Source organism: Paenibacillus sp. J31R30, from assembly GCF_059692115.1.
In genome coordinates this window covers 675,387-687,959 of record NZ_JCAUAV010000003.1, presented here as the reverse complement: position 1 = coordinate 687,959, position 12,573 = coordinate 675,387, and the positions used below count along the sequence as shown (strand labels likewise).

General features: G+C 44.1%; 11 protein-coding genes. 4 read left to right on the top strand and 7 right to left on the bottom strand.

Annotated features, from left to right (window positions below):
* The first annotated feature begins 218 nt into the window (after window positions 1-218).
* Complete coding sequence (locus tag AC58QO_RS14955) at window positions 219-680, top strand: GNAT family N-acetyltransferase (protein ID WP_497266725.1); 462 nt, start codon at window positions 219-221, stop codon at window positions 678-680.
* A 184-nt stretch (window positions 681-864) separates the two neighbouring features.
* On the opposite strand, the gene AC58QO_RS14950 is transcribed toward AC58QO_RS14955, so the two are convergent.
* The 3 genes from AC58QO_RS14950 to AC58QO_RS14940 form a co-directional block, all read right to left on the bottom strand.
* Window positions 865-1,743 (bottom strand): hypothetical protein, encoded by an 879-nt coding sequence (locus AC58QO_RS14950; RefSeq protein WP_497266723.1) that lies wholly within the window; start codon window positions 1,741-1,743, stop codon window positions 865-867.
* A gap of 78 nt (window positions 1,744-1,821) precedes the next feature.
* On the bottom strand, window positions 1,822-2,082 hold the full coding sequence (locus AC58QO_RS14945) for a hypothetical protein (RefSeq protein ID WP_497266721.1): 261 nt from the start codon (window positions 2,080-2,082) through the stop codon (window positions 1,822-1,824).
* A gap of 132 nt (window positions 2,083-2,214) precedes the next feature.
* On the bottom strand, window positions 2,215-4,785 hold the full coding sequence (locus tag AC58QO_RS14940; RefSeq protein ID WP_497266719.1) for a chondroitinase-B domain-containing protein: 2,571 nt from the start codon (window positions 4,783-4,785) through the stop codon (window positions 2,215-2,217).
* A gap of 366 nt (window positions 4,786-5,151) precedes the next feature.
* Between AC58QO_RS14940 and AC58QO_RS14935 the strand changes: the two genes are divergently transcribed.
* Together AC58QO_RS14935 and AC58QO_RS14930 are read left to right on the top strand one after the other, a co-directional pair.
* The gene (locus AC58QO_RS14935; RefSeq protein WP_497266717.1) at window positions 5,152-5,583 is read left to right on the top strand and encodes a helical membrane plugin domain-containing protein; all 432 of its coding nucleotides are present in this window, start codon (window positions 5,152-5,154) and stop codon (window positions 5,581-5,583) included.
* Between the two features lie 21 nt (window positions 5,584-5,604).
* Window positions 5,605-6,786 (top strand): NAD(P)/FAD-dependent oxidoreductase, encoded by a 1,182-nt coding sequence (locus tag AC58QO_RS14930; RefSeq protein ID WP_497266715.1) that lies wholly within the window; start codon window positions 5,605-5,607, stop codon window positions 6,784-6,786.
* A gap of 60 nt (window positions 6,787-6,846) precedes the next feature.
* Here AC58QO_RS14930 and AC58QO_RS14925 read toward each other — a convergent pair whose 3' ends face one another.
* Window positions 6,847-7,185, bottom strand: a complete 339-nt coding sequence (locus AC58QO_RS14925) for a L,D-transpeptidase (RefSeq protein ID WP_497266714.1) — start codon at window positions 7,183-7,185, stop codon at window positions 6,847-6,849.
* A 57-nt stretch (window positions 7,186-7,242) separates the two neighbouring features.
* Window positions 7,243-8,238: a glycoside hydrolase family 43 protein gene (locus AC58QO_RS14920; RefSeq protein WP_497266712.1), complete on the bottom strand. Its 996-nt coding sequence runs from the start codon at window positions 8,236-8,238 to the stop codon at window positions 7,243-7,245.
* A 206-nt stretch (window positions 8,239-8,444) separates the two neighbouring features.
* Between AC58QO_RS14920 and AC58QO_RS14915 the strand changes: the two genes are divergently transcribed.
* On the top strand, window positions 8,445-9,290 hold the full coding sequence (locus AC58QO_RS14915) for a helix-turn-helix domain-containing protein (protein WP_497266710.1): 846 nt from the start codon (window positions 8,445-8,447) through the stop codon (window positions 9,288-9,290).
* A gap of 53 nt (window positions 9,291-9,343) precedes the next feature.
* Here AC58QO_RS14915 and AC58QO_RS14910 read toward each other — a convergent pair whose 3' ends face one another.
* Together AC58QO_RS14910 and AC58QO_RS14905 are read right to left on the bottom strand one after the other, a co-directional pair.
* Complete coding sequence (locus tag AC58QO_RS14910; RefSeq protein ID WP_497266708.1) at window positions 9,344-11,236, bottom strand: rhamnogalacturonan lyase; 1,893 nt, start codon at window positions 11,234-11,236, stop codon at window positions 9,344-9,346.
* Between the two features lie 275 nt (window positions 11,237-11,511).
* Complete coding sequence (locus AC58QO_RS14905; RefSeq protein WP_497266706.1) at window positions 11,512-12,495, bottom strand: YutH/CotS family kinase-like spore coat protein; 984 nt, start codon at window positions 12,493-12,495, stop codon at window positions 11,512-11,514.
* Between the last annotated feature and the right edge of the window lie 78 nt (window positions 12,496-12,573).

The following is a 12,573-nucleotide window of genomic DNA, read 5'->3' as shown; positions in this document are numbered from 1 at the left end:
ATCAAAAGCAGCCCATGGCTGCGAATTTACTTTCTACTGTTCCCAAATCAGCTACGGACTAACTCTTTCCGATGGTAACCTACAATGTCGTTATATTCAACACCTATTAAACATTCATTTCTCATCATAAAAAATGAATTGTTATCACATGAATGTTAGTTTATATTACATATATGACCAAAAAATATGAAAAATATGGAAGGTTGGGTGGGATTCCGATGATTAAGACGCGTCGTTACTCTACAGTAGATACCGATGATGTATGGAGAATTCATTTATTAGTTATCTCTGAGGCAAAAGTAGAACCTACCCATCAGCATTATCATGATATTTTGCATATCCCTGAACAATATTTAAACGATGGCGGGGAATTTCTTGTGGGCACGGGACCTGACGGCAACGTATTAGCCATGGGCGGGTTGAAGCTTCTTCAAGAAGGCAAAGCCGAAATTAAACGACTTCGCGTTCATCCAAGTCACCAAAAGAAGGGATACGGTCAGCTCATCCTCACGCAATTGGAACAAACGGCCAAAGAGCTTGGTGTCAAGCATCTCATTCTTGACACGCTTTCCAACCAACTAGGCGCTCAGCAGCTTTTCACGAAAAATGGTTATCAGCAAAAAGGTCCTGCAACCATTGACGGTTTCCAAGTATTTTTATATGAAAAGGCACTTATTTAAGTCATACTAGTTAAGATAAAGAGGTTGGTCCGATGTCTGCTTGACTCATCGGACCAACCTCTTGTTATTTTTCAATATATAGCGTACGCACATCGATACTTGAAGTGTTATATGGTTTTGTCTGAACCCTTCGCCGCGACTAGCTTTAGACTCGGATTCCGGGCTTATTTCTATGTTCCCCCTGCTACCCTGCATGAAGCACACTCATCAGCTGCAATGGTACATCTTTATCTACTTTGTACCAAACTTCCTCTTCGTCATCTGTTATTTGGATACATTCATTGAACAGTTTCAACGTTATTTTCTCGCCATAGGAATAGAAAATTAGGCTCTCTCCTGAATCACCCGCATCCATTGGACGCGGAATCATAATCGTCTGATATCTTAACAGCGCATAAATGACGCTTTGAATGCGGTTTTCCGAGAAGTAAATGACCCCATCCGAATCCGTAATTAACATGCCACTCGCGGCCATTTTACCGAATAATGTTTGATCTGGCAGGAAATTCGGTTTCTTCACTAACGCTTTGCATAGTTGATGCAGATACGGACTTGTTCCGAAAGCATGATTAGATAGTTGATCGAACGTGAGGACTCCCCGTGCAGGTACGTTAAGTGCATAGGTTTCATTGTTTTCATATTTGATTTGATAATTACAGGGAAGGGTGTCCGAGTTATAGTTGCCGCCAGCATTTAGCCCGAATAGCTCACGTTGAATGACCAATTCTCCGGCAAAAGCATGGAGTATGCCTTGATCCGTCACGTTAACAGAAGTATCCTCATTACTGGCTAGTGTTACTTTTAGACTTTTTATCGGTTTGCCGGATTGCTTAAATTGATTTAACCAAGGCTGATTCGTGACGATTTCATCCAAATTGCCCGTTTCATGTTTGAGTGCGGCTATGATTCGGTTTAACGCCTCTATTTGTTGCGTGTGTTGGCTTTGATCCGTCTCAACAATTACACTTGGCGATGGTTGATCCACGGGTACGGCTTCTTGCTCACATCCAACAATAAAAATAAGCGACATTATGGCGCCGAGCATTCCCCTTTTTTTTATCAACGAGGCATCCTCTCCTTCTTCCAAAGTATTTCATTATATAGACGCTCATAAGCAGCAAAAAGAACCCCGAAGGATTCTCTAACTACTACTATTTGTCCCGCTATCACTGCCACTGCCGCCGCTGCTATCAAATCCGCCACTGCTACCGCTATCCGAACTCCAATTACTGCTAGTGTCTATACTGCTTGAACTGCTATTATCGATATTATCGCTGCTAAAGTTAAAATTTGAATCTGAGCTGTCAGTCCCCCCGCCTGTTCTTCCACCTTGCGAAACAAGTGAAACAACTACACTAATAATGGCAACCAAGAAAAATATCCCAAAAAACACCATAACCATAATATCCATCCCCATTTACACGACTGATTTACAAATATTGTATTCGCTGTCAATGAGTTAAGTCCTTCAGGACAAATTTATTTAAAAAAGATGCCATACGCGTATCACGTATAGCATCCCTTTTGTAAAAATTTACGGAGCAAGTGGACCTACATTAGATGTGGTCAAAGGTACATTGACAACTGAACTAGTTGCATACTCATCTGCACCAACATCATTCGTTCCCGAGCGGCTTTGGCCATCCATGTCTGTGGTTACAAATGTAAATGAACCTGAAGAAGCGTTAATTGCCGGGCTGGAACTGGAGAGCTTCTGTAAACCGCCTGAAGTTGTTAATAGTGGATTCACGTTGTTAATTTCAGCAGTAGTACGAGCCACATTACTTAACGTTGAGCCGTAACCAATGTTACCTTGGAATGTGGTATTACTTGTTTTCACCTGATTATACAGCGTGCCTGTTGAGTTTTTCACGATATTGTTTGCAACCGTGCTATCAACTGGCGCTTGTGTGTAGTTTCCGCCGATCACGATACCTGTTGTGCTATTTACGATGGTATTATTCACAATTTGAGCACGGTAAACTCTCCAGTGTTTGCTTAAATCAGAGCTCGTATAGGAAGATCCATTCGTGCCTCCATCGAAATCCCCGCCATCTACGTTAATCGCATCCGAGTAGCCGCTACCTGTTAAATTTTCAAAATAATTATTGAAAACTTTATGATCATTGGCATATAAACGGATACCACCGATGCCCGATTTCACCCCATCACCGAGGAAGAAGTTCCCATAGAAGCTCTGAGCATGCCCATGTCTTGAAGAAAGAACACCTTGCGAGTTACGGAACGTATTAAATCGCACCGTGTTATTTCCGCTTTTTACAGAAATATACTCAGGATCGCCATCGCAGTTTTCAAAAAGATTGTACTGAATTGTCGCATATGCATTGGACATGGATAATGTACTGACGCCTAAGCGAATCGCTTCCATTTCATTCGTTGCACGAGGACCAATATCGTGGAAGTAATTGTACTCGATGGTGTCATATTGCGAAATTTGGGTCGAAGATCCATCAACCGTAATAAAGTTACCCAAATCATGCTTAGGTCCGAATTCATTGTGATCAATTCGATTGTGATGGCTATTCGCGCCTCCGATGTACACCCACTTGAGTGAATTCCCATTTTCGGTAAGAGCAAATGTATTACGAGTAACACGGATGTTATTGGATTGATCCAACTTTACTGCCGTATTGCCAGTGTTTGTAAATTTCAAGCCTTCAATCGTGACATAAGAGGAGCTGGTTACTACAAAATACGCCCCACCCGATATGATGGCTTGTCCCGTATTGGCCGCTTTAATGGTAATTAGGTTCGAAGCCGTTCCATTTTTACCGTTGATGCTAAAATTACTGCCATTGGTATATGTACCGTTAGCAAGTACAATTGTAGTCCCTGCTGTCGCACTGCTAATGGCAGTTATCAGTTGAGCTGATGTAGAAACATTAACAACTGTACCGCCTCCACTTGCTTGCGTCGTTGCTGAGGCTGCACCGCTGGCTGCAGACGTATTCGTCGCTGCATCCTTCGCTTTTACGGTGTAGCTGTACGATGTTGAGGCGCTCAAGCCTGAATCGCTGTACGATGTCGTAGCAGATGATCCTACGAGAGAACCGGCACGATAAATATCATAGCCTGTCACGCCGACATTATCGGTCGATGCCGTCCAGCTTAAGTTAATTTGGCTGCTCGAAATGGCAGTAGCTGTAAGTCCCGTTGGTGCTGTCGGAGCTTGCGTATCACTTGAAGGAGCTTGCGTTGTAGCGCTTGCTGAACTGCTTGCTGCGGAAGCGTTGCCAGCTGCATCCTTCGCTTTAATGGTATAGGTATAAGCCGTGGAAGCGCTCAAGCCTGAATCGTTATACGAAGTCGTTGCAGATGAACCCACGAGTGAGCCACCACGATAAATATCATAGCCTGTCACACCAACGTTATCCGTGGAGGCTGTCCAACTCAAGTTAATTTGGCTGCTTGACGCTGCCGTTGCTGATAGACCTGTTGGTACTGTTGGAGCTTGCGTATCACTTATGGCACTGTCCGTCACCGAAACATCGTCATACTCCACGACGCCATTCGCATAAAACCCAGGAACACCATTGGTTAAGCTGCTATCTGTCCCTTGAACCAATAATACCCCGTCCACATAGCCCTTGACCGACGTTCCATTTACTTCTAGCTGCAGATTATAAAAGGTTGAAGTGTTCGCTGTGAACGGGACCTGCTGAATCGTCGAAGTGGAACCGCTTACTTTTTTATTCAAAAGTAAATTCCCATTATATAAAATAAGGAAATAGTAGTTATTGCCATTTGTGTACCTGGCTACAATACCATTGCGAACACTTGTAGATCCCACTTTTACTTTGGCTGAATAGGTATAATTGCTCCATGAAGAAGTCCCATTTGTCATGATGTACGTATTCGAAGTGGATGAAGTTTGGGTCGCAACCTTGCTTCCATCCGTCGCAATACTCCAAGTTCCGTTCCCCGAAGCGTTCGTCCATCCCCCTGATGGGAAACTACTGTAGGATTCAAAATTATCACTTAACAGTGTCGCTGCAAATGCAGGTGTCGCAAGTGGAAGTAAAGAGAATGAAAGCATGCAACTGAGGGCAAAAGGAATCATTTTTTTCGACTTTACGATTTTCATGTTTGTTTGCTCCTTAAGTTTAATGTGCGTTAGCTAAAGTTATAAATATGAGCCTCCTCTAATGTATGCGCTTTCTAGTTGTCAAAAGCAAACTGCCTCGCTACGTGTCTTCGTATAATGCTTCCCTCTCAACTCCTTTTACAAAATAAATGCCTTTCCCGTTAAAATCATCCAGCAATTACCAATCAGGATAACAACTTCATTATAAAATCATTCCGAGTTAGATAGACAGGGATTATTCTAGGTACTGTTGTGTTTTATTCAGGAGATGTTCATGAAATTGCAATATTTGCTTTTATAAATTAATTGTCAAAAGGTGTAGAATAGTGTAATACGTTTTTTTGAATGCAAAAGGAGGATTGTCAGATGTCACAGACAACATTAGATCAAGAAGTAGCAGCAACGCTTGCTGCTGAGCCCAAATCATTAGACGTACTTGACCAATTATTGAAGCCCGAGGTGCAACAATCACTGACACTTCTGGTAGATAATCTTCCGAAATTAGCTGAAATGGTGACCATGCTAACGAAAGCCTACGATTTCGCGCAAAACGTTGCGACCGATAAAGTGCTAATCAACGATTTTGCACAAGGTATCGGTGAATTCGTCAAACCTGTTCAAGAGAAAGCGAAAAACATCGCGTCCGCGGCCATTGAAGCTGGCGAACGTTCACAGGCTGACGTGGGAGCAACCATCGGTCTTTTCGGTATGCTGAAAATGTTGAAGGACCCTGAGGTGCAGAAGACACTTCGTTTTGCTCAAGCATTCTTAAATGTGCTCGCTGAAAGAAAAAATTAATCCGGACAAGGGATGATAACGATGGCTAAACAAATACTTATTCTTGGCGGTGGTTACGGTGGTCTCTTGACCGCATTAACAGCCCGTAAACATTTGACATCTTCAGAAGCTAACATTACGATCATCAACAAATTTTCAACGCATCAAATCATTACGGAATTACATCGATTAGCTGGCGGCACGATTAAAGAGCAAGCCGTAGCTCTTCCACTTCAAAAATTACTAGGCGACAAACATGTAAATATCGTCGTCGACACCATTAAAGAGATTAAGCCGAATGAGAAACAAGTTCTTACTTCCAGTGGTGCAGTTCATACCTACGATGCGCTTGTTGTTGCGCTTGGCAGTGAAACGAATTACTTTGGTATTCCTGGTTTGGAAGCGAACAGCTTTATTCTGAAATCTGCTGCTGACGCTAACCGTATTCGTGAGCATGTAGAAGCTCGTTTGGATGCTTATAAAGCTTCTGGGAATAAAGCCGATGCAACGATTGTTGTTGGTGGAGGCGGACTAACAGGCGTTGAGCTTGTAGGTGAATTCGCTGATAAACTGCCTGAAGTTTGCCGCAGCAAAGGCATCGATTTCAATGATATTTCGATCTACTGTGTTGAAGCTGGCCCTGCCATTCTGCCTGTATTCCCACAAGTACTGATTGAGCGTGCCGTTACAAGCCTTGAGAAACGTGGCGTTACTTTCTTGACAGGTGTTGCGATCACAGAAGCTACGAACAATACGGTGGCGCTGAAAAGTGGACAAACGATTGAGTCCAATACGATTATTTGGACTGGCGGCGTTAAGGGCAACCAGGTTGTCGGCAGCTGCGGAATTGCAGAAGATCGCGGTCGCGCAACGGTAACATCGACACTGCAATCCACATCGCACAACGATATCTTCTTAGCTGGCGATTGTGCAGTTGTCTTCCCAGAAGGAAGTGAACGACCTTACCCTCCTACAGCTCAGCTTGCTTGGCAAATGGGTGAAACCGTTGGATACAACTTGTCCGTACAATTAAAAGGCGGCGTGATGGAGAAATTCGTACCTGTATTCTCCGGAACATTGGGCAGCCTAGGACGAAAAGACGGCATCGGTACAATCGGTGGAAAGAATACTCAGCTGAAAGGTTTGCCCGCGACGCTGATGAAAGAAGCAAGTAACGTACGCTATTTATCACATATTCATGGTCTTTTCGCTTTAGCCTATTAACATAAAAGATGTCCCACAGCCAAATGGCATTGTGGGACATCTTTTTTTCACAAGCCAAACTTAAGGTCGAATCGTAACCCGTGTCCCTACAGGAACAAGATCAGCGAGCTGCAGCACATCCTCATTGTACATTCGGATGCAACCGTGACTGATTTCCCTTCCGATTGTGGAAGGATCGTTCGTTCCGTGGATGCCGTAATGGGGTTTAGATAAGCCCATCCAGAAAGCTCCGTACGGACCTCCAGGGTTGGCTTGTTTATTTATTATCGTAAATTCACCTTTCGGCGTCTTCGTAACCATCTTGCCAATTCCAACTGGGAAAGACCTGACAACGATATTCCCATCAAGCACATACAGGTCCCGGTCGGACAAATCGACGATAATACGATATTTTGGCATTACATATCGCCTCCTATGAACCATGCTATGCATGCCTAGTTCCGGAAGTGATATCTGCTATCTCCCATGCAAATCTGCTCGTGCACTCACAACTCTGAAGCCATCCCCTGTGTCTTCCATTTCATACAGCTTACATCTTGAATTTGGCATTTTGAAAGGCTGATGGAGGATCAGCATCCATGAACCTGCAAATGTTTGAAATAGCATCCCGTGTCCACTATCTTCTTTCACCAATGGAGGGAGTTGTTCCCATGGTCCCTCTAATCTGTCCGTTTGGGATCGAGCGATGGTCTGCACATAGCTGCCCGACTGATAACTGGACCAGAGCATGATCAATCGGCCGTCCTTCGTCCGATACAATTGGCATCCATCCGTTACAAATGCACGAATATCACCTTCTGGCAGTTCATCTTCATTGATCCAAGGTGCTTCAGATGCATTGAACAGACGAATTGGTTCTCCGACGGCTTCGGATAAATCCGCTTGTAAACGAACACATTCGATCGTGCCATCAATCGTCTGAATCCATTCATGACAATAAACCATCCAAGGTACGCCGTCTTCTACATATAAAGTTCCGTCTAAAGTCATCATCGTTTCCGGCAGCACATGTGAATCATGTTTCAATAACGTGAACGGTCCATCTGGTGACTCGCTAATGGCTATGACGGTACCCCTCCAATGCTTGGAGTACCCATTCACAGGCTCGCCTTCCAGTCGTTTGTCATTGTTATGTAAGGTGACGAACAGGTAGAATCGTCCGTTATACGCATGAACTTCAGGCGCCCAAGCACCATGTTGCGGATGTGCCCACCCGTCATCGGGCACGGTGAATACGATATACGGCCCTTCCCACTCGGATAAATTTGAGCTTTTGTACGTGATGACCCCGTATCGATCCATGCCGTGCAGCCGTGGTGAACCCCCGGTATACAAGTGATACATTCCGGTGCGGCTGTCAGCCAAAACGTATGGATCATGTGCAGGAATATCCGCCAAATGGTGACCCTTTTGGGGGTTGTTTACATCGCAGGCCGCATTATAAATAGGCAAATGAAATCAACTCCATTTCATAGATTCGACAGAGAAAACTTCTTTTCATCCATTGATGTTTAGATTTAGATAGAAACTAAGTTATAAAATTCGTTAAGCATTCTCGACTTCCTTTTTATGTAAATATACTTAGCAAAAATACCGATTTATTTTCCCATAAAATCCTTTATACTAGTACGTATCTGGGAATTGGAGGCGACCTTACAATGACTGAATTCATTTCCTTTTCTACGACTGAGAATCTAACTACAATCCCCGGAAAGTTGATTTCTGGACATTATCGGCAGTCCTTTGGCTACAAGGTCAAGCGTTCCAACGGTACCAAAGATTATTATCTGACATTGACATTGAAAGGCAGAGGTTTATTCAACAATGGGAAGGAAACCTACGAATGCCAGCAAGGTGAGGTAACGTTAATTACTCCAGGCACTCCCCATTTCTATGGCACGCCAGAGAATACCCTGTGGGAGTTTTATTGGTGTCATTTTGTCCCCAAGGAGGAATGGTTACCGCTATTACAATTGCCAGAGGTGATCAAAGGAATTCGATTTGCTCGGTTTGATACAGAGAAGGAATTAGTTCGTTTAACAGGTGCTTTCCTCAACTTAATTCAATACAACGAAGAAACGGATCACTTCTCAGAAAGATTGGCCGTCAACGCTTTAGAAGAAAATCTGCTTCTTATTTCCAAAAGTGTCCTACAGACACAATATCCACTGGATACGCGAGTAGATCGTACGATCCAGCTTATCTCACAGCACTATAATCAACCCTATACGGTTGCTGAATTGGCAGCAATGGTCAACCTATCTCCTTCCAGGTTCGCTCATCTCTTCAAAACGCAGACTGGCGAGTCCGTCATGGAAATGTTAATTAAAATACGACTACGACAAGCAAGAAAGTTGCTCGAAACAACCTCATTGAATATTGCTGAAATTGCAGAGGAAGTCGGGTTTAACCACCCCTTCTATTTCTCCCGTCAGTTTGCTGCTTTCTATGGAACATCCCCTGCTGTATTTAGAAAGCGCATACAACAGTTAAGACTAGAATGATAAAAAGAAACGCCGGAGTTACCCGAAAGTTTCTCTTTATCTTCCACTCGCTGTTATGGCGTGGTGTAAATATTCGGCTGTGCTGGCGTTGCCATGCCTGTTCCTAGGTAGAAACTTGTATGAGGCGGCTGGTTATACGCCACATTCTGCCATGCGATGTCTAAGCGGTAAAGCGGATCATGCATTAAGGTCCACAGGCGCGTTGATGTTTCGTATGGTGTTGCGTAAATACGTAAAGCCGTACTGTCCGACTTCCGCCAAATAACTTCTTCACGCCAGTCACCAAGTAGATCGGCTTGCAAGCTTGGATTCCCTTTCGTGCCGTTGACGGAATTGGTACCCGTTGCTGTCAATAAGGTCGTTGTATTGAGCGAAGTATAGTTCCATTTATCAATCCGGCCAACACCATTGGTGCCATCCCAATTATGATCAAGGAGCTCACGAGAAACATCGCCGTCCCACCAGATGCCAAAGTTGATGGAGGAAGGAACGGTAGAGCTGATTTTGGTACCGTTGATTTGATACAGACCGACACCATTGCTCGCCCATACTTCTTCGCCAGCATATCGTGGATCAATATCGGCGGCCATACCTCTTCCTGTGTCAGCGCCGGTATTCACGCCCCACTTGATGGCTCCAGTGCCAGCGTTCCATACGGCTGCGCCATACGTTGCGCTTGTGCTTTCCATGACTTTGAATACTTCGAGCCCTGCTGAGTTCGGATCCAAATCGCCTACATGAAGAGCGTCGCCATGGCCTAACGCCGTGTTGTACTTTTTGGCGCCGTTATCATCAATCGTCATCGCTCCATACACGATTTCATCCTTGCCATCATTATCGACGTCGGCGGCTGTTAAGTTGTGGTTCCCTTGACCTGCATAAGCGGAATTGCCAGAGCCATTGCTGTCAAAGGTCCATAATTTGGATAATGTGCCGCCCCGCCAATTATAAGCTACCAGTACCGTTCGCGTGTAATAACCGCGTGCCATGACGATGCTTGGCTTTTGCCCATCCAGATAAGCGACTGTCGCTAAGAATCGGTCTACCCGATTGCCATAGGTATCGCCCCAATCACCTACTGTGCCACGCGGTGGATCGTAGCTGGTTGAGGTTAAGGCTTTTCCTGTCGCCCCTTCGAAAATAGTTAAAAATTCAGGGCCAGTCAGCACTCTTCCTACGCTGTTCCGATAATCCGCCGTGGAGCTGCCGATAACGACTCCGGTACCGTCCTTCGTGCCATCGGCCGTTTTCATGGCGATTTCTGATTTGCCATCTCCATCTAAATCATAGACCATGAATTGCGTATAGTGAGCGCCGGCACGAATATTTTTACCCATACTAATTCGCCATAACCGTGTTCCATTCAACTTATACGCATCAATGAACACTTCACCTGTGTAACCATCTTGTGAATTGTCTTTCGCATTAGTAGGATCCCATTTCAGAATGATCTCGTATTGACCGTCGCCATCCACATCACCAACACTTGCGTCATTAGCGTTATAAGTATAGTTAACCCCATCTGGTGTCGTACCGCCTGCTGGTTTCTGTATGGGAACATCCAGATAATTATTCGCCCATGGCGTAGCTGCAGCTGAAGCAGCCTGCTCCACACCGCCTACCACAGCTTTGACTGTATAACTGGAGCTTGTTGTTCCCGCATTATCTTGATAATTCGTGCTCGTCGTTATCGGTGAAGCATTGAGCTTAACACCATTGCGGTAGACGTTAAACGATGTACTTGCGGCCTCTGTACCTAGAAGCCGCCAACTGACGAGTACACCAGTACTTACCTTGACGGCAACCAGTCCGCGGTCTAATTTCTCCATCTGCCTAGCAACCGCTGCATGTGCGGAAGGTGCTTGGAAGCCGAATGAAGAAATGAGGAGTGAACCCAATGTAATGAAGCAAGCTGTTTTAATAAGATGCTTAGCGTTTTTTAACATTCCTACAACCTCCAGGTTCTCCATAGTGGACTTACATTTTCTTAGCCTCGGGACATACACAAACCTCCCGTTTCACCTCCCTCTACATTTCTCAATGGCGCTATGATTGCGCTTACATTACGTCTCGTTCCTCATTATATCGTGAATATCAGCTGGAATTAATGCAGACAATGGCTAACTTCCTGCACAATACTGCTACTTTTTGGCATTTAGTTGTCTCTCGTAAAATGAAAAAACAGCCCCACGCCATTAGCGAGCTGCTGTTGATTCCGTACTTATTTGATATAGGACTCCAGTAAATAAATGGTCTTCTCTTGTTCTTTCTGTAACAGATCTTTGATTTGACTCACAGTCATTCTGTTGAACTTACCCCAAATCAAGTTCCTGCACAGATTGTGCGGAAAAGCCAGATCGAGATACATCAATCTTATTTCCTGCGTACTGAGCCTATTCTTTTTGAGATATGCGCGTATCACTCTATTGAAAGCTTGTTGATTCCAAGAGGTGGACTTTTTTATCATCGCATACACAACCCGATTCAAATCTCTAGAAGGAAAGTCAAGTCTTACAAACTCCCAATCGATGATATACACACCGAAGGACGCTGTCTGTAACATATTTTGATGATGAAAGTCACTGTGACTTAGAACAAAATTCGGCTTTTTATCCTTCCATGATAGGTAACAAGCATTATTCCTAAGCGATTCTTTCAGTTGTTGACCTGTTGTCATATAAAAATCGAGATAGGCCATCACGGCTGAACGTCTGGCTTCATCTCTAAGCGGACTGTCTTTCTTCCATCTCTCCAAATATCGAAGTGCTTCCTCATACTCCTGCTCCCATCTGACTCCGCCCATATAAATAGGAATAGTAGATGATTGATACTCTCTTGAAATGGCATGCATGCTGCCCAGTATTTCAGCTAACCGAACAGTTTGAGCTAAGCTAGTTAGTGGGTAAGGAACACCCTCAATCCATTGCTGTAAGACATACATTTCACCTTTATAGTTAACATATTTCCTGTTCTCATTGGTAGCATATACAAATGGAATCTGAATCCCTCGGTTTCTAAGAAAGTCTTCTGCGTCCAGGATAAATTGCAATCGATGTTCCTCGATGCTCATACTTTTCAAAATAAATAAACCCTGATTGGCAGTTATTTTTAAAACATAGGATCGAGATGTTTCACGAATAATCTCAACCTGTTGGATTCTCAACGTGTACATGTTCTCAACGGCTGCTAGAAGTCCATTATCCAACTGCACCACTTCCCATTTGCAAGACTCTCAATTCGCTGCTCTTAATAGTTTATTCCCCTTGTCCACAAAGGTTTGTAT

Coding starts and splice junctions, on each gene's coding strand:
- AC58QO_RS14910 (WP_497266708.1), bottom strand. CDS start 11,236: ATGTTAAAAAACGCTAAGCATCTTATTAAAACAGCTTGCTTCATTACA.
- AC58QO_RS14925 (WP_497266714.1), bottom strand. CDS start 7,185: ATGCCAAAATATCGTATTATCGTCGATTTGTCCGACCGGGACCTGTAT.
- AC58QO_RS14915 (WP_497266710.1), top strand. CDS start 8,445: ATGACTGAATTCATTTCCTTTTCTACGACTGAGAATCTAACTACAATC.
- AC58QO_RS14930 (WP_497266715.1), top strand. CDS start 5,605: ATGGCTAAACAAATACTTATTCTTGGCGGTGGTTACGGTGGTCTCTTG.
- AC58QO_RS14935 (WP_497266717.1), top strand. CDS start 5,152: ATGTCACAGACAACATTAGATCAAGAAGTAGCAGCAACGCTTGCTGCT.
- AC58QO_RS14940 (WP_497266719.1), bottom strand. CDS start 4,785: ATGAAAATCGTAAAGTCGAAAAAAATGATTCCTTTTGCCCTCAGTTGC.
- AC58QO_RS14945 (WP_497266721.1), bottom strand. CDS start 2,082: ATGGTTATGGTGTTTTTTGGGATATTTTTCTTGGTTGCCATTATTAGT.
- AC58QO_RS14955 (WP_497266725.1), top strand. CDS start 219: ATGATTAAGACGCGTCGTTACTCTACAGTAGATACCGATGATGTATGG.